We start from the raw sequence: 22,905 nt of genomic DNA, 5'->3' as shown, positions 1-22,905 counted from the left end.
CTCGTCTCGTCCCGGGGCCGTCGGTCAGCGCTTGTCGATGACCTTGTCTACAAGGCCGTAGGCTACGGCCTCGGGTGCGGACATGAAGAAATCCCTGTCCGTGTCCGCCTTGATCCGTTCCACGGGCTGCCCCGTGTGGTCCACCAGAATCTGGTTGAGGACCTCGCGGAGGCGCAGGATCTCCTTGGCCTGGATCTCGATGTCCGTCGCCTGTCCCTGGGCTCCCCCAAGGGGCTGGTGGATCATGATCCTCGCGTGAGGAAGGGCGATGCGCTTGCCCTTGGCACCTCCCGCCAGAAGGACCGCAGCCATGCTCGCGGCCTGGCCCGTGCAGATGGTGGACACGGGGCACTTGATGTACTGCATGGTGTCGTAGATCGCCATGCCCGCCGTGACCACCCCTCCGGGGCTGTTGATGTACAGGTACACGTCCTTCTCCGGATCCTCGCTCTCCAGGAAGAGAAGCTGGGCCACCACCAGGTTGGCCATGTGCTCCTCGATCTCCTCCCCCAGGAAGACGATGCGGTCCTTCAGGAGACGGCTGTAGATGTCGTAGGTTCTCTCCCCCCGTCCCGTCTGCTCCACCACATAGGGGACCAGGGCGGCGCGGGATGCCGGAACATCACGCATGAGGGGCTTCCTCCGCCGGGGTGACCTGAGCTTCTGCGAAGTCCTCCTTGACCTGGCGGTCCTCCACCTTCACCTTGGAGACCAGGGAATCCACGGCCTTTCGCCCGCGGAGCTTCGAAGCGATCTCCCCGAAGCGCTCCTGGTTGGAGAGGATGAAGGACTTCAGACGGTCCGTCTCCACCCCCATGGCCTTGGCCATCCCCTGGATCTCCAGGTTCATCTCCTCGGGGGTCCACTGGATGTTCTCCTGATCTGCCCAAGCCTCCAGGACAAGGCTTCGCTTCACGTCCTCCCGAGCTTTGACCTCCAGGTCCGCCAGGAGCTGGGTTTCCTCGAGCCCCGCCTGCTGGATGAAGGACTGCCATTCCAGCCCCGTTTCCTTCTTGATGCGTTCCTCCTGATCCTTCCGAAGTTCCTGGGTGCGGCGTTTCACCAACGAATCGGGCAGATCCACCTGGGCTCCGTCGCACAGAGCCTTGACGGCGGAAGCCCGTAGGGAATCGGTGGCATGGTCTGCCGCAGCGGACTCCAGGTCCCGGCGAACCCGGGTGCGGAAGGCGTCGACGGTGGGGCATTCCCCTTTGGTCAGTTTGTGGGAGGTTTCATCGTCCAAGGCCGGAACCACCCGCTGCAGGAGCCCCTCCACCGTCATGGAATACCGAACCGTCTTGCCCGCTACGCGGGGGTCCCGATAGTCCGAATCCACGGGGAGGTCCAGGTCGAAGGTTTCCCCCACGCTCTTGCCCGCCAGGGCTTCCGCGATCTCCCGGCGCAGGGAGGGGTTCTGCAGCTCCACCGGGGACTTCTGGTCCGTCTCCAAGGATTCCTGCTTCTCCCCTTCGAGGACGTAGGAGTTGTAGCGCAGGTCCACGATGTCCTCCGGCGTGACGGTCCGCTGCTCCTCCAGGGGGTGAAGGGTCGCGTTCATCTCCAGGACCTTCTGGATCTGCTGGTCCACCAGGTCCTCGTCCACGGTGTGCAGGGACCGGGTGGCGGTGAGGGACTCGGGGTTAGGAAGGGTTACCTCCGGCCGAACCTCGAAGGTGAACTCCACATCCAGCGGTTTTCCTTCTTCTACGGTCCCCATCTGGATCTTGGGTTCGTCGATGAGGACCAGGTCGTATTCCTGGAGGAGCTCGTCCACCACCCGGGGAAGCAGGCGCTCCAGAGCTTCTTGGTACAGGGTTTCCTTGCCGAAGAAAAGCTCCAGGGTCTTTCGGGGTACGTGGCCTTTGCGAAACCCTTTCAGATTGGCCTTGCGGGAAAGATCCCGCGCAGCGTCGGACACTGCCTTGGCGAAGGAATCGGCCTCCACCTCGGACTTGATGACGAGGATGTTTCGGTCCTGGGACAGAATCTCGGATTTCACTGACCACAACCCCTTTCGGCACGATCCCTTCCTGACGAACCACGGAAGAACAGACGGTAGTATAGCACAGGAAGATATGAAAAGAGCGCCCCGTAGGGCGCTCGCATGTCCAATGGTGGGTGGTAGAGGAATTGAACCTCTGACCTCTTCCGCGTCAAGGAAGCGTTCTGCCCCTGAACTAACCACCCAACGGCAGGGATTTTACCGGTCCTGGAGGGGTTTGTCAACCGAGGCCGGGGGAATGGGTATCTCAAAGAATGCCCCGTGCGGAAGGAGAATCAACCTGGAAGCGCAGCAAAGCAGGGGGCTCATCACCCCGGAGGGGGGAAAACTGCTGGGTTGCTCAGTGGGTCAGGAGGGCTCGCGTCTCCACGTGGGCCGTCTGGGGGAACAGGTCGAAGGGGCGAAGGGACCGGATCCGAAATCCCCCGTCCACCAGGATGCGAAGGTCCCTGGCCAGGGTGGCGGGGTTGCAGGAGACGTAGACCACCTTCTTGGGGTCTAGGTCCAGGATGCGCTCCAACACCTTGGGATGGCATCCCCCACGGGGAGGATCCAGCACCACGCCGTCAAAGGAGTCTCTGGCCAGCTTTTCCAGGACGTCCTCCGCCTTGCCCGAAAGGACCGATAGACGCTGTTCCAGACCGTGGGCTGCGGCGTTTGCTTGCAGGGACTCGGTGGCGGGAAGCCACTCCTCCACTGCCTGGACGGAGCGGGCCCGGGAGGCCAGAAAGAGGGAAAGGCTTCCTACCCCGCTGTAGAGTTCGAGGAGGTGCCCTTGCGCTTCCTCCCCCAGGCTTTCCAGCACGTCCTCGTAGAGGAGCTCCGCCTGGAGGCTGTTGACCTGAAAGAAGGAGGAAACCTCGAAGCGGATGCGGTAGGGTCCAAGGGATTCATGGAGGTCCGTGGCTCCCAGGAAAGGTCGCGTCGTGCCGGACCAGATGAAGTTCCCCGGCTGGGGGGCGATGTGCAGCGCCGTTCCTCGAAAACCAGGCAGCGTCTCGCTCAGGTGGTGGTGAAGCGCCTTCAGGAACGTCTCCTCTCTTCGCTCCGGCGTGCGACGCACCACCAGGCACAGGGCCGATTCGCCGGTTCGGGAGCCGCAGCGGGCCACCACCTCGCGCAGGAATCCGGAGGGGCGAGTCCCTTCCCGATAGGGCTGAAGAATCGGGTCCTTCAAAAAGGGGAGGGCAAGGCTCAGGAGGGAATGGAGCCGTTCCTCCAGAACCGGGCAACCGGAGACGAGGGGGACGACCTGGTGAGACCGCCGTTGATAGAACCCGAGGGCGGAGCCGCCTTCGGGAGTCCAACGGACCGGAAGCACGACCTTGTTGCGGTAGCCCAGAACTCGGGGGGAGGGTACGCAGGGCTCAACGGCGGAGTCGTCCAGTCCTCCGAGCCGTCGGAGGGCGTCCCGGAGAGCTTCCTCCTTGGCGCGAAGCTGGAAGGGGTAAGAGGCGTGCTGAAGCTGGCAGCCGCCGCAGCGGGACGCCAGGGGACAGGAGGGGGTGCTGCGGTCGGGAGAAGGGGACAGGACCTGGAGGATCTGGGCTCGGGCATAGCGGGCCTTACGGAGGAGGATCCGCCCGTCCACGGTTTCTCCGGGCAGCGCGCCGGGCACGAAGACCACGAAGGAACCGCCCTCTTCCCGGGCGATGCCTTCCCCTTCGCTGTTCAGGGTATCGATGCGGAGCCTGAGGATGTCTCCACGGTTCATCATGGAATGCGAAGGCGGGGGAGGAGCGCCGAGTCGCGCCCTCCCCCGCCAGTCTTCTCCTGTCTTACTTCTTGTCCTTCATCATGCGGTAGCCCGCTTCGAAGGCCTTGGTGTTCAGTTCCTCGGTTCCCTTGGGGACCCGGTTCAGGATGGCCTTCTTGACGGACTCGGGCTTCATCATGCCCTTCAGCTCCAGGGCGCGAGCTGCCGCTCCCAGGGCCACCATGTTGGTGACGATTTCCCTCCCCAGTTCCTCCCGGGCAGTCCGGACGATGGGAAGAAGGAAAATCTCCGCATCCAGCTTCGGAGGCTCCGTGACGAAGAAATCGTCCAGCAGCACCATGGCACCCTTCTGGGTATCGTGGGAGTACTCATCGCAGGCCTTCTGGGTGAGGATCACCTGCAGGCTGGGGGACGTGGCCTTGGGGTAGTCGATCTCCCCACGGGAGATGACCACCTCGGACTTGGAGGCGCCGCCCCGGGCCTCGGGACCATAGGCCTGGCTCTGCACCGCGTGGAGACCCTCCTCCATGAGAGCGGCGGCCTCTCCGAGGATCACCGCCGCGAGGATGACGCCCTGTCCGCCGGAACCGGCGAGACGAATCTCGAAACGCTCACTCATGGCGAAGCTACCCCCTTACCCGCTCGATGAGCTGCTGGTAGCGGTGGGTGTATTCCTCCCCCTCCCGGTGCATCAGCTCTCCGATGACGATCTTGCCCTTCAGCTCCTCGGCGCTCATGGTGTCGGCCTTGGCCTTCATGACGCTGTTGTCCTTGAAGAAGTTGAAGTTGTCGATGGGCCGGCTGCGCTTGTTCTTGCGGCCGAACTGGGTGTGGCAGTGGGTCACGATCTCCACCACCGAGAAGCCCTTGTTCTCAATGCCCTTTCGGATCAGGGTTTCGCAGAGCTGGGGCTGGGCGATGGTGGCTCGGGCCACGAAGGTCGCTCCTGCGCCGATGGCCAGGTTGCAGAGGTCGAAGGGGGGATCGATGGCCCCGTAGGGGGTGGTGGAGGCAAAGGCGCCCTGCGGGGTAGTGGGGGAAGCCTGGCCGCCCGTCATGCCGTAGATGTTGTTGTTCATCACCACGGCGGTGATGTCGATGTTGCGGCGGCAGGCGTGGATGAAGTGGTTTCCGCCGATGGCAGAACAGTCCCCGTCACCCATGACGTTGACGATGGTGAGTTCCGGCTTGGCCAGCTTGACTCCCGTGGCGAAGCCCAGGGACCGACCATGGGTGGTGTGAAGGGTGCAGGCGTTGATATAGCCCGGCATCCGGCTGGAGCAGCCGATCCCGGAAGAGATCACCGTCTCCTCGGGGTTCTTCTTCAGTGCCGCCAGGGTGCGGATGATGGCGTGCATGATGATGCCGTGGCCGCAGCCGGGGCACCAGATATGGGGCATGAACTGAGTACGGAGCCAGGGCATCACGTCTTCGCGAGGCATGGTTACGCCACCTCCTCAATGGCGGCCATGAGCTGGGCCGGCTTGAACAGTTCCCCGTTGATGAGGGGTTTGGAGATCACTTCCGCCTTCCCGTGGACCGCGCGCTCCACCTCAAGGACCATCTGCCCTGCGTTGAGCTCCGGTACCAGGATACGCTTGACCTTGGAGGCGAGAGCTTCGATCTCCACGTCCGGGAAGGGCCACAGGGTGACGGGGCGAAGGTGTCCCACTTTCATCCCCTTGGCGCGGAGTTCCCGCACCGCCCGAAGGGCGGAGCGACTCACGCAGCCGTAGGAGACCACCAGGACCTCCGCGTCCTCCGTTCCCTCTTCTTGGTACTCCACAATGTCGTTGCGGAAGCGGTCGACCTTGCGGATGATCCGCTGGGCCTTCTTGTCGATCTCCTCGGTGTTGTTCGTGGGGAAGCCCCAGTCGTTGCTGGTCAGGCCCGTCACATGCCAGCGATACCCATCTCCGAAAGCGGCCATGGGGGGCACGTCGTCGGAAGGATCCGCCAGGTAAGGGACGAACTTGTCCGGAGCCACGGTGGGACGTTTCCGGTCCACCGTCTCCACGCTGTCGGGAATGACGATCTTCTCCCGCATGTGTCCGATGATCTCGTCGGACATGATGAGCACGGGCTGACGGAATCGTTCCGCCATGTTGAAGGCCTTCACGGTGAGTTCGAAGCTCTCCTGGATGGAGGACGGAGCGTAGGCAATGGTGCCGTGGTCTCCGTGGGTTCCCCAGCGAGCCTGCATCACGTCCGCTTGGGACACCTTGGTGGGAAGACCGGTGGAAGGGCCACCCCGCATGATGTCCACCGCCACCAGGGGAATCTCGGCGATGTAGGCGTAGCCCAGGTGCTCCTGCTTCAGGGAGAACCCGGGGCCCGATGTGGCCGTCATGGCCTTGGCTCCGGTAAGGGAGGCACCGATGGTTGCGGCAATGCCGGCAATTTCATCCTCCATCTGGATGAACTTGCCACCCAGACGGGGGAGCTCCTCCGCCATGACCTCCGCGATCTCCGTGGAGGGGGTGATGGGGTATCCCCCAAAGAAACGGCACCCCGCCGCGATGCCGCCCATGGCAATGGCCTTGTTGCCCTGCCAGAAATCCACCTTAGGCATCTTCCTCACGCTCCTTCACGGTGACGGCAAAATCGGGACAGATGTTCTCGCACTGACGGCAGCCGATGCAGTCATCCGTCCGGACGGCTTCGCACTTGACCTTGGAATCCAGCTCAAGCACCTTCTTGGGACAGATGGCGATGCAGAGGCCGCAGCCCTTGCACCACTTTTTGTTGATGAGCACGGAAAACTTCTTCGCCAAAGAATCCACCTTCCTTCCCTACAGTTCATCCGCGAAACCTTCCCTGGGTTCACACGGTTTCGATTATGCCAGCGCGGACAAGGTGGGGCAAGTCACAATCGTATTCTATATGTTGAATCGAATTGAACATTATGAATAAACCGTATCACAAGAGCCGCACAAGCAGAGGTGGGAGGCTATGCCTCCCACCTCTGCACGTTTCACCCGATTGGGTTCCCGAAGCGGATCAGACCACCGCAGGTTCGTTGATCAGCTCGCCTCGCTCGAAGCGATGGTAGTCCAGCATGGAGATGTCGATGGAGGTGGTCCCCTTGGTGTAGAGTTCCGCCATCAGCTTGCCACTGATGGGGCCGAACATGAACCCGTGCCCGGAGTAGCCCGTGGAGAGGTAGAACCCCTTCACGTCGGTTTCCCCCATTTCGGGCTGACGGTCCGGGGTCATGTCGTAGAGTCCCGCCCACTGACGCACCACCCGGATGCCCTTGGTGCGGGGAAGCAGTTTCACGAAGGTTTTGGACATGTGCTGGAGGAAATCGGCGCTGCTTTTGTTCTCAAAATCCTCCGGATGCCCCTCGGGGCTGCAGCCGCCGATGATAGAACCGTGGGGCCTCTGCTGGATGTAGTAGTTTCCCGAAAAGCTCATGAGCATGGGAGGGCAGACCCCGAACTCCACGGGCTCGGTGATGATGATTTCGTGGCGCTCCGAGAAGTTGGGGATCTTCACCCCCGCCATCTCGGAGATGAACTGAGCGTAGGCCCCGGCGCAGTTCATCACCGCCCGGGTGGAGATGTCGCCCCGGTTGGTCTTGACGCCCACCACCTGGCCGTTCTCCACCTGGATACCCGTAACTTCCGTGAACTTGTGGATGGTGACCCCCAGGCGCTTGGCAGCCTCCTGGTAGGCGAAGGTGGTGAGGAAGGGGTCCGCGTGCCCGTCCCGATCGTGGTAGGTGAAGCCCACCGCGTCGTCGGCGGAAAGGCCGGGACAGATGGCGAGCGCCTCCTCCTTGGAGACCACCTTGGTCTTGATGCCCAGGCTGTTCTGGAGCACCATGCTCTTCTTGAGGGTCTCGAACTCGCTGTCCCGGTAGGCCACCATGAGGTAGCCGCACTGGTTGAGACCCACGCTCATGCCCAGTTCGTCGTCCAGCTGCTCAAAGATGTCCAGGCAGGCCAGTCCGAGACGGCAGTTCATCTCCGTGCCCCACTGGGCCCGGATGCCTGCGCCGCAGCGCCCCGTGGAGCCGGAGCACACGGTGTTCTTCTCCAGGAGGACGACGTTCTTCACCCCGAGCTTGGCGAGATTGTAAGCTGTGGCGACGCCCTGCACGCCGCCGCCGATGACCACCACGTCCGCCGTGTTCTTCCACTCCATCAGTCTTTCCCTCCCGCGGCGAGGATGCCGAGCTTGATGGGTTTGACGGGTGGCCGGACGGTGCCGGAGGGGACCTGAGCCACGGGACGTCCGGTCATGCGGGCCACCTCCCGGAGGATGATGTCCTGGCAGCCTCGGCCCTGGCACGGGCCCATGCCCACCCGGAGCACCCGCTTCAGTTCGTCGAAGGTGTCGTAACCCTTGGCGATCCAGTCCTGGATCTCCCCCAGGGTGATCTCCTCGCAGCGGCAGATGACGATGTCCCGCTGCTTCTGCTTGACCTCTTCGTTGTCGCACACCGGGCCCTTCTGGATGACCTGGCTCATGCTACTTCACCACCCTTACGGCGCGGACTTGGCCGATCTGGTCTTTCGGAACGCCCACGTGCACCACCAGGGTCCGGTCCTTCCACGGTTCCGTCACCGCCTCCACGGTGCTTTCGCACACCGTGGCGCCGGTCCGGTCCAGGCAGTGCACCTTCTGCCCCTTCTCCGGGCGGGGAAGCATTTCGTGGGGGAGCTTCATGAGGGCCTGGTCCGGGCCTCCCCAGGTGAGGTCCACCACGAAGCACGCCAGCCCCGGGCACTTGGCCACGCACATGCCGCAGCCGGTGCACTTGGCGTAGTCGATCCGAGGCACGTCGTTGATGTCCTCGAAGGGGACCACCGCCCCTGTGGGGCAGCTGGTGTGACAGGGGTTGCAGGGGATCCGCTGGGGGCATTCGATGACCACCAGGCCGTTCTTCTTGGTCTCCCAGAGGTCCTGCGGGGGCAGCACCGCCCCGGGGCGGGTGTCGGTGAGGACGCCGCTGTTGAAGAGTTTTTCGTTGTCCGTCATGTCATTTGCCCTCCCAGGTGTCCACGAGTACCTGGCCGATGCCGGAGCGGATCTTCTCTCCCACTTCTCCCGCCCGGAGGTGGTCCAGGCGCTGCCAGTATTCCTTCATGCCCTCCGCCTTCACGGGAAGGCCCAGGCTCGCGGCGGCGTTCAGGCCCGCGATGCGACCTTCCACCATGGCCGCACTGGCTTCTTCGATCCCCGAGGCGTCTCCGGCGATCCACAGGTCCGGGTGGCTGGTCCGCATGGTCCGGTCCCGCTTGGGGACGTATCCGCAAAGCTGGGGGACGTACTGCATGGCGCATCCCGCCTGCCAGCAGAGTTCCGTGGTGGGCGACAGGCCCACGGCCATGCAGATGATGTCGCAGTCGATGCGCTTTTCGTTCCCGATGCCGCTGCAGGTGTTGTCCACTTCCTGGATGGTGGCCCCTTCGATGACGTCCTTACCGTAGGCTTCCTTGATGCTGTGCTGGAGGTAGATGGGGAACCCCCAGGCGGCGGATCTTGGCGGCGTGCACCCAGTAGCCGCCGATCTTGGGCATGGCTTCCACCACCGCCACCACGTCCACTCCCGCCTGCATGAGCTGGTAGCTGACGATGAGGCCGATGTTCCCCGCCCCCACCATGAGGACCCGCTTGCCCGGCAGGACGCCGTAGACGTTCATGAGGGTCTGCACGGCTCCCGCGCCGTATACCCCGGGAAGGTCGTTGTTGGGGAAGGGGATGAGGCGTTCCTGGGCCCCCGTGGCCACCACGACCTTCTTGGCCTGGACCCGGAAGTACTCCTCTTCTCCCCGCATGGCGGTGATGGTGCCGTCTTCCCGGTAGTACCCCGTGACGGTGGTGTTGGTGTGCACTTCCACCCGATCCCCCGCCGACCGGATCTCCTCCAGGAGGATGTCCGCGATCTTGTAGCCCCGGGTGCCGGCGTACTCGTCCTTGCTCCCGAAGAACTTGTGGGTCTGCTTGATAAGCTGGCCTCCCAGCTGGAGGTCGCTTTCCAGGATGGTGACCTTCGCGCCCGCGGAGGCCGCCTCCGCTGCGGCGGAAAGCCCTGCGGCCCCGCCGCCGATGACCAGGATGTCGGTGGTCTTCATTCTCCCCTGCCCCCCTAGGCTTCTTCCAGGGCCACGGTGCCCTTGCCCCGCTGGGTCTGGACGTTCATCCCCGCCGTCAGGGGGGTCACGCAGGTCCGCACGTTCGGAACCCCGTCCACCACCATGAAACAGCTGCTGCACTTCCCGATGGCGCAGAAGAACCCACGAGGACGCTTCATCTCCGGCGTCTCCCGGTAGATCCGCACTCCGTTGGCGTGAAGGGCCATGGCGATGGGCTCCCCTTCGTACCCCTCCATCTCCCGGCCGTCAAACGAAAACTTCACCCGCTGCCCGTGGCGGTACTCCAAGATCGGATGTTCGTCGATCAGGTGCATTCCTTTGTATCCCTCCTTGCAGATGAGAACAGATAGGTACCCCCGAAGCCGCAACCCTGCGTCGCCCCACCTCCTAAACAAAAGTACCCAGAACAGATCGATACGAAACTAACGATAAGAATGCTGTATAAAACATATAATACTCTCCCCGCCCGTTAAAAACAACCCTTTGGCCCGAAATCCGGTTCCCTCAGATAGTCGATCCGGACTTCGGAAGGGTTCAGAGCCCTTGGTGCCGCCTCCTCTCCCCGAAGGGCGAGGAGAGACCCTCGTGGGCAGGTTCGTCGAAGATGCCTCCAAGAAAAATTGCGTGCAAAAATTTCGTCCTCCAGGTGGGGGCCTACGAGAAACCCGGGAGGAAGATCTTTCAGGGTTTCCAGGAACTCTTGTTCAGAAACGAACCGCGGTGGGGTCAGAATGGAAAGGCACTTGTCCTCTCTGCGGTAAAGGGCCCCGTAGAGATGTCCCTTCCGCGCCTTCAGGAAGGAGGCGACGGTGGTGTCGGGAAAGGGGATTTCCTCGGCCAGCACTTCCAGGGTGCACAGAGGGACGACGCGAATGCCCAGGGCATCCGCCAGGGCCGTCCCATACGCGACCCCGATGCGAAGTCCCGTGTAGGCTCCGGGGCCCACGGTAACCGCCAGAGTCTCCAGGCTCTCCAGAGGGCGCTGGAAGGTCTGGAGGATCTGGCGGACCAAACGAGGCAGCTGGGCAGCCTGGGTTCTCCCCAGGTCGTACTGTCCTTCGAAGATGGGGCGTCCCCCCTCCGCCAGTCCCAAGACGGTGTTGCCGCAGGAGGTGTCCATACCCAGGGTTAGATTCATCGTTGTCCTTTCCTTTCCTGTTCCTGACTTGTGAAGCGATGGATCCCCCTTTCCAGGGAGGAAAGGCTGGCGGCAGAGTGTCCCCATGCCCGAAGGATCCTCCGGTCAAAAGGCTGGTCGGGATCGTCCAGGAAAGGCGTTTCCAGGCACAGATCCCAGCGATCGGGAAAAACCGTTGCCTGAAAGCGTTCTGCCCATTCCAGAAGGACCACGTACCCCTGGCTTAAATATTCATCCAGATGAAGCGACGGGATTTCCTCTTCCTGCAGACGGTAGAGATCTCCGTGTACGAGAGGCGGAGACGTGGGATACTCCCGCAGAAGGACAAAACTGGGGCTGGCCATCCGGCGGAGGCCAAGTCCCCTGCCGATGCCCTGCGCCAAGGTGCTCTTTCCTGCCCCGAGGTTTCCCCGCAGGCAGACGAGGAGGCCCGGGAACAGCGCTGCGGCCAAAGCCTCTCCAAGCCGTGTGGTTTCCTCCGCTGAATCAAGGGAAAGACAGGTGGGATGTGGGATCATGAACGATCCTGCCTCGCCAGAAGGGCGATCATCAGCAGGGTGCCCACGACCAGAGCCCCCAGGACCATCAGGGGGGAGCGAAGGGGAAGCTGGGGGTTTCGCGCCTTGGCGCCCACGAGGGCCACGAGGGCGGCAAGAAACCCAAGGAGGGTGAACCGAAGCCCTCGGATCCTGCTTTGGCGGGATTTCTTTGCCTCCTCCTCCCAGTCGATGCGGGGACGTCTACGCATGGTCTTCCTCTTGTCTGCGCATCAGGAGGGGGATGGCCTCCGCGATCTCCCGGGCCAGAATGCCTTCTGCTCCTCGGGTGTGGGAAAGGGTTTCCCCGGCGATCCCGTGAAGGAGGACCCCCAGGAGCACTGCCTGGTGCGCGGGGATGGGGCGGGCCAGGAGGGCACCCAGGATACCGGAAAGCACGTCTCCCGAGCCGGAGACGGAGAGGCCCGGACTCCCCCCCTGCAGGAGGAACAGACCTTCTTGGGATCGCACCAGGGTTCGCTCTCCCTTCAGGACCACCGGGCCGTACCGGAGGAAAAGGCGTTCCGCCGCCTCCCTCCTGTGTTCCCTCACCCAGTGGGGCGTTTCTTCCAGGAGGAACGCCGCTTCCCCTTCGTGGGGGGTGATCCAACGGTTCGGGCAGGGGGGGAGGGGGTCGGGCAGAAGGGGAAGGAGGCGAAGGGCGTCGGCGTCCAGAATCGTCGGTCCCTCCCATTTCGACAGCAGCGTTGAGAGGAGGGGCAAAGCTCCTTCGTCCCTTCCCAGGCCGGGGCCGATCACGAGGGAACCGCTCCGGGAGAGGTATTCCTCCAGGGGACCGGTCAGGATCTCCGGGGTGAGGGAGCCCTTCGCGTCGGTTGTGCCGCCCACCAGGAGGGCTTCCGGGACGAGGGAGCCGTAGGTGTGGCAGCCTTCCTCCGGCGCCGCGACGGCAACCCACCCGGCTCCCGCGCGCAGGGCTCCCAAGCAGGCAAGGAAGGGGGCGCCGCCGTAGCGTGCGGAACCGCCCAGAATCGTCACGAGTCCCCGTGCTCCCTTGTGAAGGTCCGGGGGGACGGGAGGAAGCCACCCTAGCAGATCCTCCCGCCCGAAGACGGAGCAGGAGCACTGGGGAGGCAGGAGGCGATCGGCGGGGACGCCCAGGTCTTGGATGCGGATCTCTCCGCAGTGTTGATAGCCGGGGGGGAGGTAGAGCCCCGGCTTGGGGATCAGGAAGGTCAACGTCTCCTCGGCGGTACAGGCATCCTGCCCGGTGGCCCCCGAAGTCCCATCCACCCCCGTGGGAACGTCCAGGGAGACCAGGGGATGCAGTCCCTTCGCTGCCCGGACGAGGCGAAGGATTTCCCCCCGCAGCTCTCCCCCGCCGCCCGTGCCCAGGAGGGCGTCCACCAACAGGTCCTGGGCCTTCAAGGTGACGCGCAGTTCCTCGTCCGAGAGGGTCACGGACGGGATGGGTTCCGGAAAGAAACGGCAGTATCGTGCGAAGGCATCCTTTGCGTCTCCCGTGAGGTGTTCGGGGGGGCAGGACAGGTAGACCTTCACCTCCCGTCCCGCAGCTCCCAGGTGTCGAGCCACCACGAAGCCATCGCCCCCGTTGTTGCCCCTTCCGCAGAGGACGGCGACGGAGCGGGCACCGGGATAGCGTTCCAGAAGATGACGAGCCGCCCCGGCGCCTGCATTTTCCATGAGCAGGGCTCCGGGGAAACGGTACTCTTCCAGGGCGATGCGGTCCGCTTCCCGGACAAGAGAAGGGTCATAGGTCCTGAGCATGGTTGTTTCCCTCCAGAAGGACCACCGCCGCCGCGTATTCCCCCTCGTGGGTCAGGGAGACGAGGCCGATGCTCGCTCCTCGTTCCCGGAGGCGTTCGAGGTTCGGGGGGTCCAAGACAAGTCGAGGCCCACGGGGGGTGCGGGTGACCGATACCCCCTGGAGCCCCACGGAAGCAAGCCCCCACCCCCCCGCCTTGGCGAAGGCCTCCTTCGCCGCGAAGGCCGCCGCAAAGGGAACCTCCGGTCGAGGGTGTTTCCGGGCGTACTGGATTTCCTCTTCCGAGAAGACGCGCACCTGAAAGCCCGGATTCTGGATTGCCCGTTTCATCCGGGCAATGGAGCAGAGATCCAGGCCGATTCCCAGGATCATGGAGCCGTCAGCTCCAACGGTGCAGCACCTTCCCGCCGGGAAAGGTGTAGCCGCTGTGGTAGTGGTATCCTTCCAGGACCTCCAGTTTCCCCAGGGCGGTATGCTCCTCCAGGTCCGACGGGAAGAGCCGGAGGGTTCCCTCCCCTCTCCAGACCTCCTCGCCGAAACGGACGTTCTCCGCTCCCAGTTCCACCAGCTCCAGCACCGAGGGAGGGGCCCCCGCTTCGATGCTGGGAAAATGGCGGATGTGGAAGAGCGGACGGGCCAGGGGGAAGGGAAGTTCCTGGGGGCTGATCCGATCCCGGAGCGTCAGGGTCCCCTCCATAAGCCGCTCCCCGTGGGCAAGGGCGGCCCCTCGAAGGACCGTTCCCGATTCGAGGGGGGGCATCAGGGAGTTCAGGGGATGGTACTCGCTGAACTCGATGGCTCCCAGTCGTTTGGGGAAGCCCATGAACCAACCCCGGGCCAGGCTGAAATCGTTGTCCACCCAGATGAACAGGCAGATCTGCCCCGGCCTTCCCCGATAGGAGCAGCCGACCCAGACGGCGGCTTCCCGGTATTGGGTCCGTTCGGGATGGGTTGCCGCGAGGTCTGGCCGGTCCTGCCAGAGGGACCACCACTGGCTGAAGGCCACGTATCCGAGGCCGGGATCGGGGCCCGGTTCCAGGGGTTCGGGCAGGAAGGGAGCCACCTTGTCCGGGTCGGCACGAAAGAGCAGGTTCAGGTACTCCGTGGCATAATGCCAAGGAGGGGGACCCACGAGGGAGGAGGTTCCGGAGGGGGTGAGAGGATAGCAGTAGCCCTTCAAAGGCGGTCGCATGAGGTTGCCTCCTTGTTTGGTTGTGAAACCATCATACCGCAAGGGGGCAAGGGAAGGAGGGGCAAAACAAAACGATCCCATGGTGCGAGAGGGGGGAATCGAACCCCCACGCCACGGGGCACGGGATCCTAAGTCCCGCGTGTCTACCAGTTCCACCACTCTCGCATGGAAGTACAGGAAGGAAAGAAAAAGGAAATGGTGGACCGTACAGGAATCGAACCTGTAACCCCCTGATTAAGAGTCAGGTGCTCTGCCAGTTGAGCTAACGGTCCACACGGAAACAACAAAAAGCTGGCGCGCCCGGCAGGATTTGAACCCGCGACCAACAGATCCGAAGTCTGCCGCTCTGTCCACTGAGCTACGGGCGCCCGCTCAGGGTGAGGCTGGGGTGAGCGAGGGGACTTGAACCCCCAACCCCTGGAGCCACAGTCCAGTGCTCTGACCACTTGAGCTACGCTCACCGTCTCAAAGGATGCCTTGGAACGGAGCAATTCTTGGCGCGCCTGAGAGGACTTGAACCTCCAACCTACGGATTAGAAGTCCGTTGCTCTGTCCAGTTGAGCTACAGGCGCTCAAACGGAAGAGTTTGGAGCGGGAAACGGGATTCGAACCCGCGACCTACGGCTTGGAAGGCCATCGCTCTAGCCAACTGAGCTATTCCCGCCCCACCAACAACCAGAGTGGTCGGGGCGAAAGGATTCGAACCTTCGACCCCCTGCTCCCAAAGCAGGTGCGCTAACCAAACTGCGCTACGCCCCGAGTGGGGTTGAGACGTTCAAAGCTGGTGGAGCTGGGGGGACTCGAACCCCCGACCTTTTCCGTGCGAAGGAAACGCGCTCCCTCTGCGCTACAGCCCCGCCGAAATCACAAGGAGCATTCTAGTCCGCTCCCCTTGCCTTGTCAAGCAAAGGAAGCCCGTGATAGGGTGCCTCTGGTGCGGTTCCCGACAGGGGGACCTGGAGAGGGGATGGACCACATGGCCCTGGGTCCGGAATGGACGAGGCTCCAAGAGGAATGGATTCGTACCCGAGCTCTGGGGCTTCACGTGGAGTCCGCCGACGGTTCCGAAGAGGGGGTGTTCCTCTCCCTGGGGGGGAATCGGCGCCGGGAGCATTGGTTCTTCTCCTGGGATCCTCGTCGGTGCGGTCTTTGCAGGGTTTTGCCGGAAGAGCGCAGGGAGTGGCTGCGCCGAAGCGGGAAAACCCCGGTGATCCACGAAGCGCTGCGGAGCCACCTGGGGGGCGCCGTGCTCCACGAGGTCTGTCAGTGGAAGAAGGATCGGGTCCTGATCCTGGGGTTCCGCAGGGTCCTGGCGGCGGGGTATGCCAAAAGCTACTCCCTGGTTCTGGAGGGGACGGAGAGGCAGAGCAACGCTTCCCTGGTGGACGAAAAGGGCACGATCCTGGAAGTGGCGAGGCGGGTCTATCCGGAAGTCAACCGGTATCGGACCCTCCTGCCGGGAGCCCCCTACGTGCCTCCTCCTCCCCTACCCCGGGATGCCTCCGGCGAAGCCCCCGAGGGAGTGGGAAGACCCCTCCTCCGGTACCTTCAGGAAAGGGGCGAAGAAGAGGGAGGGCGGCTGGGAAATCTCTTGGGGGAGCGCCTTTATGCAGAGGGTGCGGAACCGCTTCGGTTCCTGTGGTTTGCCCTCCCTCGGGGCGAGGGTCTCTTGCTGCTGCCGCCGGAAGCCTCGCCCGTTGCCGGTGAGGACGCTTTCCCGGTATGCGATCCCCTGGAGGCGACCCGAAGCGCCGTGTTTCTGCCCCTTCGGGACGGTTTTCTGGATAGGCGAAGACGGGAGATCCGCAAGGTCCTGCGGGGACGCATGGAAGCGCTTCGTTCCCAGCTACGTCCTTCCGACGACCGGAGGGAAGAGCCGGCCCCGATCCAACGGTATCGTCGGTGGGGGACCTTGCTTCTGGCGGAGGCCCACAGGGTCCCTCCGGGGGCAACCGTCGCTGCCGTGACGGACTGGGAAGCTCCCGAGGCCCCGGAGATCCAGGTCCCCTTGATTCCCGGCCTTTCCCCTGTGGAGACGGCAAACGAGTACTTCAGCAAGTACAGGAAAGCCTGGTCCCGGCATCAGGCGGGGCTGAAGCGCCAGGGCTTTCTGGCGGCGGAACTGGCCACGCTGGAGGAACAGGAGGCTCTCCTGGAATCGGCAGACCGTGCGGAGGCCCTGGAGGAGTTGGCCCGGGATCTGGGGGTCCAAAGGGAGGTCGCTCCGAAGAAGGGACCCAAGCCTCCTGCCTATAGGCAGGCACGGGTCGCGGAGGCGGGAGGGACGGTGTACCTCGGCGAGAGCGCCCGGGGAAACCGACAGCTCACCTTCCGGACGGCCAAGCCGGAAGATTGGTGGTTCCATGCCCAGGGAGTGCCGGGGGCGCACGTCCTGTTCCGACGGGAGGACGGGGTGGACGGTCCCCCGGAGGAGAGGGTTCTGGTGCGGGTAGCGGCCCTTGCGGCCTGGTACAGCCGAGGGAAAGGATCGGGGAAGGTCTGGGTGGACTACACCCAAAGAAAGCACGTGCGCTCTCTGCCGGATCACGGAATTGCCGGTGCCCGCTACAGCATCTTCAAGAGCCTTCTGGTGGAGCCGAAGTCCTGGGAAACAGTGCTTCGAGAGCTTCAAGGAGGTCCGGCGGGAGAGGGGATCTGAAGAGTAGGGGTTCTCCCGTTCGGGGATGGGAGAACCCCAGTTTCCAGGCGTGCAGAAACACCCGGTCCGGATGGAAGGGGGTTTCCCGCCCCGGGGCGTAGACCCGATCCCCCACCAGGGGGCACCCCAGGGCCTTGAGGTGCACCCGGATCTGGTGGGTCCTCCCGGTACAAAGCTGGCAGAGCAGCAAGCTGATCCTTCCTCGGGTCCAGAGGGTCCGGTACCGGGTGAGGGAGTCCCTCCCCCCTTCCAGAATGGTCATGCGCTTGCGGTTTTTGGGATCCCGTCCGATGGGCAGACGGATCTCCCCCTCCGGCAGTTGGGGGCGACCGTGGGCCAGGGCCAGGTATTCCTTCCGCAGCGTGCGCTGCTTGAAGCAGCGCACCAGTTCCTCCATGGCCAGGCCGTTTCGGGCCACCACCAGGAGGCCCGAGGTCGTGGCGTCCAGGCGATGGACGATGCCGGGACGTCGGACCCCGTTGAGGGCCTCCATGTCCGGGTAGCGGAACAGAAGCCCGTGCACCAGGGTTCCCCGCCAGTGCCCGGGCGCGGGGTGGACCACCAGTCCTGCCGGTTTGTCCACCACAATCAGATCCGCGTCTTCATACACCACCCGGAAGGGGACGTCCTCCGGAACGAGGTCCAACTCCTCCGGAGGAGGGACCACGGCGGTGACGCTCCCTCCGGGCAGGACCTTCATGGAGGGCTTGACCCGGGGACACCAGGAAACGGAGACCTGTCCATCCCGGATCAGCTTCGTCGAAAAGGCTCGACTGGTCCCCAGTTCACGGGAGAGGAAGTAATCCAGCCGATGGTCCTGGTAGCTGGGGGAAACGGAAAAGACGCAGGGCCCCTCCCCCTGGAGGGGAAGGTCCTCCTGCGCCTCCTCGACGTTCGTTTCAGGGAGTTCCCCGTCCGGGAAACGATCCTCAGGCTCCGTGAGACAGCACATCCTGGCAGCGACGGCAGAGGGAATCCTCCCCCACCTCGGGCTTTCTCTTCCAGCAGCGGGGGCACTTCTCGTGGGGACTGCGGGAAACGCGCACGGTGATGCCCGTTTCCTCATCGTGAAAGATTCCGTCGCCTTCCTTGGGAAGCTCCGCGAAGCGGAAGGCGGAGACCAGGCACACCATCTCCCAGGTGGGTACGTCGAAAAGCCCCTGCAGATCCCCGTACCGGTCTCCCAGGGAAACCTCCACCTCTCCTTCGAGGGCGTTGCCAATGAGTTCCGCCCCCCGGGCATTCTCCAGGGCTCGAAGGATCGCCCCCCGCGCCTCCAGAAGCCTCCCCCATCGCGGGGCGGTCTCCGGATCGATCCCCTCCAGGTTCGGTGCGGGCCAATCGCTCAGGAAAACGCTCTCCGGCAGGGAGGCGTCGAAAGCCCGCAGGTTCTGCCAGATTTCCTCGGCGGTGAAGCTCAGCACCGGCGCCAGGAGCCTGCAGAGGGTGGTGAGGGTTTCCCACAGAACGGTCTGGGCGCTGCGTCGGGAAAGGCCGCCCTTTTGGTCCGCGTAGAGGCGGTCCTTGCTCACGTCCAGGAAGAAGGAACTCATCTCGTTGTCGCAGAACTGGTGGGTCAGGAAGGAGGGCACGTGGAATTCGTAGTCCTCGTAGCCCTTGGTGACCCGCTCCACCAGGTCCTGGAGACGGGCCAGAAGCCACAGGTCCAGGGGCTCCATGTCCCCTCGGGACACCCGGTGCTTCTGGGGGTCGAAGCCCTCCAGGTTGCCCAGGAGGAAACGGGCGGTGTTGCGGATCCTCCGGTAGGTCTCCACCAGGTTCTTCAGGATCGTCTCGGAGATGCGCACGTCCCCTCGGTAATCCGTGGAGGCGACCCAAAGCCGCAGGATGTCCGCACCGTACCGGTCGATCACTTCCTGGGGGCGGGTGACGTTCCCCAGGGACTTGGACATCTTCCTCCCCTCCCCGTCCACGATGAAGCCGTGGGTGAGCACCGTGCGGAAGGGGGCAGATCCCCGAGTGGCCACGCTGGTGAGAAGGGACGTCTGGAACCAGCCCCGGTGCTGGTCGCTGCCTTCCAGGTAGAGGTCCGCAGGCCAGGAAAGCTCCGGTCGGGTCTCCAGAACCGCCAGGTGGCTGACGCCGGAGTCGAACCACACGTCCATGATGTCCGTGTCCTTGCGGAGGTTGCGGGAGGCGCAGTGAGGGCATACGGCGAGGTCTCCCAGGAGCGCTTCCGGAGACTCCTGCCACCAGATGTCGCTTCCCTGCTCCTTGACCCGCTTCGCCACCCGTCGGATCTTCTCCGGGTCCAGGACGAGCTTCCCGCAGTCCCGACAGTAGAACGCCGGGATGGGGACTCCCCAGACCCGCTGGCGGCTGATGCACCAGTCGGAGCGATCCCGCACCATGTTGCCGATCCGGTCCTGACCCCAGACGGGGACCCACTGGACCTGTTCCTCGATGGCCTTCAGGGCCTGATCGCGGAACTGCTGCACCGAGACGAACCACTGGGCGGTGGCCCGGAAGATGACGGGCTTCTTGCAGCGCCAGCAGTGGGGGTAGGAGTGGAGGATCTTGCCCCGCCCCAGCAGGCGCCCCGAGTCGGAAAGGGTCTTCAGGACCACGGCGGCGCCGTCGTCCAGGGAGAGCCCCCCCACCAGGGGGGTGTCGGGGAGGAAGACCCCCCGGTCGTCCACGGGGTTGAGGATCTCCAGACCGTAACGAACCCCCGTTTCGAAGTCCTCCACCCCGTGTCCGGGGGCGGTGTGGACGCAGCCCGTCCCGGAGTCCAGAACCACGTAGTCCGCTAGGACGAGGGGAACCCGCCGCTCCTCGTAGAAGGGATGAAGCGCCTCCACTCCCTCCAGGTCCCGGCCGGTAAGGGAAAGAAGCTCCTCTTCCAGGGACAGCCCGCAGGCCTTTTCAAAGGCTTCCTTCAGCTCCGTGGCCATCAGGAAGGCCTTTCCCTCGGGCGCGGAGAAGAAGGCGTACCGGTAGCCAGGGTGCAGGGCTACTGCCAGGCTGGCGGGGAGCGTCCAGGGGGTGGTGGTCCAGATCACCACCGAACAGGCCCGACCGGCCAGCTCGGGAAAGCGCTTCTCCACTTCCGGCAAAGGGTAGGCCACGTAGATGGAGGGAGAAGACTCGTCTTCGTACTCGATCTCCGCCGCCGCCAGGGCGGTCTGACAGTCGGTGCACCAGAAGACGGGCTTCTGCCCCTTGTAGACCAGCCCCTTTTCCACCATGTCCGCGAAGGCCCCCAGCTGGGCGGCCTCGTATTCCGGTCGCAAGGTCAGGTAGGGGTTTTCCCAGTCGCCCAGCACCCCGAGGCGTCGGAACTCCTCCCTCTGGATGTCGATGAACTGGTGGGCATAGGAGGTGCAGCGGCGCCGAAGCTCCACTGGGTCCACGTTGTCCTTGTCCAGCCCCTGTTCCTTCAGGACCTTCAGCTCGATGGGAAGGCCGTGGGTATCCCAGCCCGGGACGTAGGGGGCACGAAACCCCCGCATGGCCTTGTACTTCGGGATGAAGTCCTTGAGGATCTTGTTGAACGCCGTGCCGATATGGATGTTCGCGTTGGCGTAGGGAGGGCCGTCGTGGAGGACGAAGGTCGGGCTTCCCTCCCTCTGATCCTGCTGCTTTTGGTAGATGCCGTGCTCCTCCCAGAAGGCGAGAAACTGAGGTTCCCTTTGGGCCAAATTGGCCCGCATGGGGAAGTCTGTCTTGGGGAGACACAGGGAATCCTTGTAGTCCTTGGACATGGCGCTACCCCCTTTGATGAACGGAGCGCCCCCTGCTTCGCGCAAGGGGCGCTCCTGCGATCCGATTATACACGAACCGTCAAGTCCGGAAGGGGCTCGGGGCTCTCCTCAAACCGCTGGCGCGGGCGGGTTCTTCTTCGCCTTCATGGTCTGAAGGACGTGGACGGCCGCGAGGATGGCAAGCCCGGTGAGGTCCGTCTTGGTGCCGGGGATCAGGAGAAGCAGCGCTCCTGCCATGGCAAGGATCCTAAGGTACCAGGCCATCTGTGCTTTGTAGAAGCCGATGGTGGCCATGGCCAGGAGAAAGACGCCGATCATGGCCGTCACCACCGCTTGCCCGAACTCCAAGGGATGGTAGTCGATGAGCAGCAGCATGGGGTTGTACACGTAGATATACGGGATCAGGAAGCCCGCCAGGGCGAGCTTGAATGCCGTGAAGCCCGTCTTCATGGGGTCTGCTCCGGCGATGCCTGCTCCCGCGTAGGCTGCCAGGGCCACGGGGGGGCTCAGGTCCGCCGCGATGCCGAAGTAGAAGACGAACATGTACGCCGCCATGGGCGGCACGCCAAACTGCAGCAGCGCCGGTGCGGCCATCATGCTGGTGACGATGAAGTTCGCCGTGGTGGGAAGCCCCGTTCCCAGAAGGATGCTGGCGCACATGGTGAGAAGCAGGGTGGGAAGAAGCTTGCCTCCCGCCAGGGTTACGATGGCTCCGGCGATGCGCAGCCCCAGCCCCGTGAGGGTGGCCATGCCCACCACCATGCCCACGCAGGCGCAGGCGCAGGCCACACCGATGGCCCCCCTGGCTCCCGCCTCAAAGGCCTCCTTGAGGCGCACCGGGGTCAGCCGGGTTTCCTTGTTCAGGAAGGAGAGAACATAGCTCACCACGATTCCGTTGAACGCCGCCTTCAGGGGGGTATACCCCGCCAGAAGGAAGTAGATGATGGCGATGAGCGGGATCAGCAGGAAGCCTTGGGACTTGAGCAGGGGCAGCAGCGCGGGCAGCTGGTTGCGGGGAAGCCCCTGGAGTCCCAGTCGCGTGGCCTCGAAGTGCACCTGGACCATAACCGCGAAGTAGTACAGAAGCGCGGGGACGATGGCGGCGATGGCAACCTCAATGTAAGGCACCCCAAGGAACTGGGCCAGGATGAACGCCCCCGCTCCCATGACGGGGGGCATGATTTGTCCACCCGTGGAAGCCACGGCCTCCACGGCCCCGGCGAAGTAGGGCTTGTAGCCCACGCTCTTCATCAGGGGGATGGTGAACATGCCGGTGGTGCAGACGTTGGCCACGGAAGAACCGGAGATGGTTCCCATGAGTCCGGAACTCAGGACAGCCACCTTGGCGGGGCCTCCGGTGGACCAACCTGCCAGGGCCATGGCCAGGTCGATGATGAACCTGCCCATCCCCGTCTTCTCCAGCACGGAGCCGAAGAGGATGAACATGAACACAAAGGTGGACGAGACCTCCAAGGGGACTCCGAAAACGCCCTCCGTGCCCAGGTACATGTGGTTGACGATGCGGGGGATGTTGAATCCCCGATGGGCGAACATGTCGGGCATGTAACGTCCGAAGTAACAGTAAAGCAGGGAAACCACCGCGATGATGGGCAGCACGGGATTGGAGATGCGTCGCGTCGCTTCAAGAAGCAGTGCCACGAGGACAAACCCCATGGCTAGGTCCATGGGGGTGGGTAAGCCTGCTCGGGCCGTGAGGGCGTCGAAGAAGATCACCAGGTAAAGAGCTGCGTAGACTCCCGTCCCCGCAAGGAGGAAGTCATACCAGGGGATGGAGTTCTTCGATGCTTTCTGGGAGACCGGGTACAGAAGGAAGACTAGGCCGAGGGTAAAGGCCAGGTGCACCGCTCCCTGCTTGATGGCCAAGAGAAGGCCAAAACCGGCCGTGTACATATGAAAGAGGGACATGGAAACCGCGATGACCGTGACTAGGATGGCCTGCCACCCCTTCAGGGTTCGGAATCGGGCCTCCGTGTCGTACTTGCGCATAAGTTCTTCAAAGTCGATGGATTCCTTTTCCGTGGGGGGAACAGCCCCCACTACTTCCGGCTCTACGTTCTCGCTCAA

The 22,905-nt window shown here is 63.7% G+C and carries 21 protein-coding genes, 9 tRNA genes and 1 pseudogene; 1 reads left to right on the top strand and 30 read right to left on the bottom strand.

Going from position 1 to position 22,905, the window contains the following annotated elements:
* Positions 1-24 precede the first annotated feature (24 nt).
* The 27 genes and pseudogenes from clpP to APAU_RS06920 all read right to left on the bottom strand — a co-directional run bounded on the left by clpP (position 25) and on the right by APAU_RS06920 (position 15,293).
* Positions 25-630, bottom strand: a complete 606-nt coding sequence (gene clpP / locus APAU_RS07050; RefSeq protein ID WP_006301020.1) for an ATP-dependent Clp endopeptidase proteolytic subunit ClpP — start codon at positions 628-630, stop codon at positions 25-27.
* Positions 623-1,999, bottom strand: a complete 1,377-nt coding sequence (gene tig / locus APAU_RS07045) for a trigger factor (protein ID WP_006301019.1) — start codon at positions 1,997-1,999, stop codon at positions 623-625. The genes clpP and tig overlap by 8 nt, the downstream gene beginning before the upstream one ends.
* Before the next feature lie 113 nt (positions 2,000-2,112).
* Positions 2,113-2,187, bottom strand: a tRNA-Val gene (locus APAU_RS07040).
* A 155-nt stretch (positions 2,188-2,342) separates the two neighbouring features.
* Positions 2,343-3,719: a 23S rRNA (uracil(1939)-C(5))-methyltransferase RlmD gene (rlmD, locus tag APAU_RS07035; protein WP_006301018.1), complete on the bottom strand. Its 1,377-nt coding sequence runs from the start codon at positions 3,717-3,719 to the stop codon at positions 2,343-2,345.
* A 61-nt stretch (positions 3,720-3,780) separates the two neighbouring features.
* Positions 3,781-4,338, bottom strand: coding sequence for a 2-oxoacid:acceptor oxidoreductase family protein (locus tag APAU_RS07030; protein ID WP_006301017.1), 558 nt, complete (start codon positions 4,336-4,338; stop codon positions 3,781-3,783).
* A gap of 7 nt (positions 4,339-4,345) precedes the next feature.
* A complete protein-coding gene (locus tag APAU_RS07025) occupies positions 4,346-5,161 on the bottom strand; it encodes a 2-oxoacid:ferredoxin oxidoreductase subunit beta (RefSeq protein ID WP_006301016.1) in 816 nt (271 codons plus the stop codon).
* A 2-nt stretch (positions 5,162-5,163) separates the two neighbouring features.
* Positions 5,164-6,291, bottom strand: a complete 1,128-nt coding sequence (locus APAU_RS07020) for a 2-oxoacid:acceptor oxidoreductase subunit alpha (RefSeq protein ID WP_006301015.1) — start codon at positions 6,289-6,291, stop codon at positions 5,164-5,166.
* Positions 6,284-6,493, bottom strand: coding sequence for a 4Fe-4S dicluster domain-containing protein (locus tag APAU_RS07015; protein WP_006301014.1), 210 nt, complete (start codon positions 6,491-6,493; stop codon positions 6,284-6,286). The genes APAU_RS07020 and APAU_RS07015 overlap by 8 nt, the downstream gene beginning before the upstream one ends.
* Before the next feature lie 226 nt (positions 6,494-6,719).
* Entirely contained in the window at positions 6,720-7,868 is a 1,149-nt protein-coding gene (locus APAU_RS07010) for an NAD(P)/FAD-dependent oxidoreductase (RefSeq protein ID WP_006301013.1), read from the bottom strand.
* Positions 7,868-8,194 (bottom strand): (2Fe-2S)-binding protein, encoded by a 327-nt coding sequence (locus APAU_RS07005; protein WP_006301012.1) that lies wholly within the window; start codon positions 8,192-8,194, stop codon positions 7,868-7,870. Before APAU_RS07005 ends, APAU_RS07010 begins: the two co-directional genes overlap by 1 nt.
* 1 nt (position 8,195) lies before the next feature.
* Positions 8,196-8,705 (bottom strand): 4Fe-4S dicluster domain-containing protein, encoded by a 510-nt coding sequence (locus APAU_RS07000; RefSeq protein WP_006299802.1) that lies wholly within the window; start codon positions 8,703-8,705, stop codon positions 8,196-8,198.
* Position 8,706: 1 nt separating this feature from the next.
* Positions 8,707-9,802 (bottom strand): annotated as a pseudogene (locus APAU_RS06995) (NAD(P)/FAD-dependent oxidoreductase).
* A gap of 14 nt (positions 9,803-9,816) precedes the next feature.
* Complete coding sequence (locus APAU_RS06990) at positions 9,817-10,137, bottom strand: (2Fe-2S)-binding protein (protein ID WP_040344970.1); 321 nt, start codon at positions 10,135-10,137, stop codon at positions 9,817-9,819.
* Positions 10,138-10,292: 155 nt separating this feature from the next.
* Positions 10,293-10,961, bottom strand: a complete 669-nt coding sequence (gene tsaB, locus APAU_RS12585) for a tRNA (adenosine(37)-N6)-threonylcarbamoyltransferase complex dimerization subunit type 1 TsaB (protein ID WP_006301011.1) — start codon at positions 10,959-10,961, stop codon at positions 10,293-10,295.
* Positions 10,958-11,479 (bottom strand): tRNA (adenosine(37)-N6)-threonylcarbamoyltransferase complex ATPase subunit type 1 TsaE, encoded by a 522-nt coding sequence (gene tsaE, locus APAU_RS06980; RefSeq protein WP_006301010.1) that lies wholly within the window; start codon positions 11,477-11,479, stop codon positions 10,958-10,960. The genes tsaB and tsaE overlap by 4 nt, the downstream gene beginning before the upstream one ends.
* Positions 11,476-11,709, bottom strand: coding sequence for a hypothetical protein (locus APAU_RS06975; protein WP_006301009.1), 234 nt, complete (start codon positions 11,707-11,709; stop codon positions 11,476-11,478). The genes tsaE and APAU_RS06975 overlap by 4 nt, the downstream gene beginning before the upstream one ends.
* On the bottom strand, positions 11,702-13,246 hold the full coding sequence (locus APAU_RS06970) for a bifunctional ADP-dependent NAD(P)H-hydrate dehydratase/NAD(P)H-hydrate epimerase (RefSeq protein WP_006301008.1): 1,545 nt from the start codon (positions 13,244-13,246) through the stop codon (positions 11,702-11,704). Before APAU_RS06970 ends, APAU_RS06975 begins: the two co-directional genes overlap by 8 nt.
* Entirely contained in the window at positions 13,230-13,616 is a 387-nt protein-coding gene (locus APAU_RS06965) for a holo-ACP synthase (RefSeq protein WP_006301007.1), read from the bottom strand. Before APAU_RS06965 ends, APAU_RS06970 begins: the two co-directional genes overlap by 17 nt.
* A gap of 7 nt (positions 13,617-13,623) precedes the next feature.
* Positions 13,624-14,436, bottom strand: a complete 813-nt coding sequence (locus APAU_RS06960) for an acetoacetate decarboxylase family protein (RefSeq protein ID WP_006301006.1) — start codon at positions 14,434-14,436, stop codon at positions 13,624-13,626.
* Between the two features lie 80 nt (positions 14,437-14,516).
* Positions 14,517-14,601: transfer RNA gene (locus APAU_RS06955), tRNA-Leu, on the bottom strand.
* A 31-nt stretch (positions 14,602-14,632) separates the two neighbouring features.
* A tRNA-Lys gene (locus APAU_RS06950) sits at positions 14,633-14,708 on the bottom strand.
* A gap of 20 nt (positions 14,709-14,728) precedes the next feature.
* Positions 14,729-14,804: transfer RNA gene (locus tag APAU_RS06945), tRNA-Arg, on the bottom strand.
* Between the two features lie 16 nt (positions 14,805-14,820).
* A tRNA-His gene (locus APAU_RS06940) sits at positions 14,821-14,897 on the bottom strand.
* A gap of 34 nt (positions 14,898-14,931) precedes the next feature.
* Positions 14,932-15,008, bottom strand: a tRNA-Arg gene (locus APAU_RS06935).
* A gap of 15 nt (positions 15,009-15,023) precedes the next feature.
* Positions 15,024-15,100: transfer RNA gene (locus tag APAU_RS06930), tRNA-Gly, on the bottom strand.
* A gap of 17 nt (positions 15,101-15,117) precedes the next feature.
* Positions 15,118-15,195: transfer RNA gene (locus APAU_RS06925), tRNA-Pro, on the bottom strand.
* Between the two features lie 23 nt (positions 15,196-15,218).
* Positions 15,219-15,293: transfer RNA gene (locus tag APAU_RS06920), tRNA-Ala, on the bottom strand.
* A 119-nt stretch (positions 15,294-15,412) separates the two neighbouring features.
* Between APAU_RS06920 and APAU_RS12580 the strand changes: the two genes are divergently transcribed.
* Positions 15,413-17,095: an NFACT family protein gene (locus APAU_RS12580; protein ID WP_198003996.1), complete on the top strand. Its 1,683-nt coding sequence runs from the start codon at positions 15,413-15,415 to the stop codon at positions 17,093-17,095.
* On the opposite strand, the gene APAU_RS06910 is transcribed toward APAU_RS12580, so the two are convergent.
* From APAU_RS06910 to APAU_RS06900, 3 genes are all read right to left on the bottom strand, one after another.
* Positions 17,013-18,047, bottom strand: coding sequence for an RluA family pseudouridine synthase (locus APAU_RS06910; protein WP_006301004.1), 1,035 nt, complete (start codon positions 18,045-18,047; stop codon positions 17,013-17,015). The two genes, APAU_RS12580 and APAU_RS06910, sit on opposite strands and share 83 nt — an antisense overlap.
* Positions 18,025-20,820, bottom strand: a complete 2,796-nt coding sequence (ileS, locus tag APAU_RS06905) for an isoleucine--tRNA ligase (RefSeq protein ID WP_006301003.1) — start codon at positions 20,818-20,820, stop codon at positions 18,025-18,027. The genes APAU_RS06910 and ileS overlap by 23 nt, the downstream gene beginning before the upstream one ends.
* Positions 20,821-20,928: 108 nt before the next feature.
* Positions 20,929-22,905 carry a TRAP transporter permease gene (locus tag APAU_RS06900; RefSeq protein WP_006301002.1) on the bottom strand — a complete coding sequence of 659 codons (1,977 nt, stop codon included), beginning with the start codon at positions 22,903-22,905 and terminating at the stop codon, positions 20,929-20,931.

Origin of the sequence: Aminomonas paucivorans DSM 12260 (assembly GCF_000165795.1) — a bacterium.
GTDB classification, from domain to species: Bacteria; Synergistota; Synergistia; order Synergistales; family Synergistaceae; genus Aminomonas; species Aminomonas paucivorans.
Note: the sequence above shows the minus strand (reverse complement) of the source record. Positions and strands in the feature narration are given on the sequence as shown.

What these genes read in the sequence shown, in the direction of transcription:
- clpP (WP_006301020.1), bottom strand. Translation starts at nt 630, where the DNA reads ATGCGTGATGTTCCGGCATCCCGCGCCGCCCTGGTCCCCTATGTGGTG.
- APAU_RS06910 (WP_006301004.1), bottom strand. Translation starts at nt 18,047, where the DNA reads ATGTGCTGTCTCACGGAGCCTGAGGATCGTTTCCCGGACGGGGAACTC.
- APAU_RS07000 (WP_006299802.1), bottom strand. Translation starts at nt 8,705, where the DNA reads ATGACGGACAACGAAAAACTCTTCAACAGCGGCGTCCTCACCGACACC.
- APAU_RS06975 (WP_006301009.1), bottom strand. Translation starts at nt 11,709, where the DNA reads ATGCGTAGACGTCCCCGCATCGACTGGGAGGAGGAGGCAAAGAAATCC.
- APAU_RS07030 (WP_006301017.1), bottom strand. Translation starts at nt 4,338, where the DNA reads ATGAGTGAGCGTTTCGAGATTCGTCTCGCCGGTTCCGGCGGACAGGGC.
- APAU_RS07005 (WP_006301012.1), bottom strand. Translation starts at nt 8,194, where the DNA reads ATGAGCCAGGTCATCCAGAAGGGCCCGGTGTGCGACAACGAAGAGGTC.
- APAU_RS06990 (WP_040344970.1), bottom strand. Translation starts at nt 10,137, where the DNA reads ATGCACCTGATCGACGAACATCCGATCTTGGAGTACCGCCACGGGCAG.
- tsaB (WP_006301011.1), bottom strand. Translation starts at nt 10,961, where the DNA reads ATGAATCTAACCCTGGGTATGGACACCTCCTGCGGCAACACCGTCTTG.
- APAU_RS12580 (WP_198003996.1), top strand. Translation starts at nt 15,413, where the DNA reads ATGGCCCTGGGTCCGGAATGGACGAGGCTCCAAGAGGAATGGATTCGT.
- APAU_RS07020 (WP_006301015.1), bottom strand. Translation starts at nt 6,291, where the DNA reads ATGCCTAAGGTGGATTTCTGGCAGGGCAACAAGGCCATTGCCATGGGC.
- tsaE (WP_006301010.1), bottom strand. Translation starts at nt 11,479, where the DNA reads ATGATCCCACATCCCACCTGTCTTTCCCTTGATTCAGCGGAGGAAACC.
- APAU_RS06960 (WP_006301006.1), bottom strand. Translation starts at nt 14,436, where the DNA reads ATGCGACCGCCTTTGAAGGGCTACTGCTATCCTCTCACCCCCTCCGGA.
- APAU_RS07025 (WP_006301016.1), bottom strand. Translation starts at nt 5,161, where the DNA reads ATGCCTCGCGAAGACGTGATGCCCTGGCTCCGTACTCAGTTCATGCCC.
- APAU_RS07010 (WP_006301013.1), bottom strand. Translation starts at nt 7,868, where the DNA reads ATGGAGTGGAAGAACACGGCGGACGTGGTGGTCATCGGCGGCGGCGTG.
- rlmD (WP_006301018.1), bottom strand. Translation starts at nt 3,719, where the DNA reads ATGATGAACCGTGGAGACATCCTCAGGCTCCGCATCGATACCCTGAAC.
- APAU_RS06970 (WP_006301008.1), bottom strand. Translation starts at nt 13,246, where the DNA reads ATGCTCAGGACCTATGACCCTTCTCTTGTCCGGGAAGCGGACCGCATC.
- APAU_RS06965 (WP_006301007.1), bottom strand. Translation starts at nt 13,616, where the DNA reads ATGATCCTGGGAATCGGCCTGGATCTCTGCTCCATTGCCCGGATGAAA.
- ileS (WP_006301003.1), bottom strand. Translation starts at nt 20,820, where the DNA reads ATGTCCAAGGACTACAAGGATTCCCTGTGTCTCCCCAAGACAGACTTC.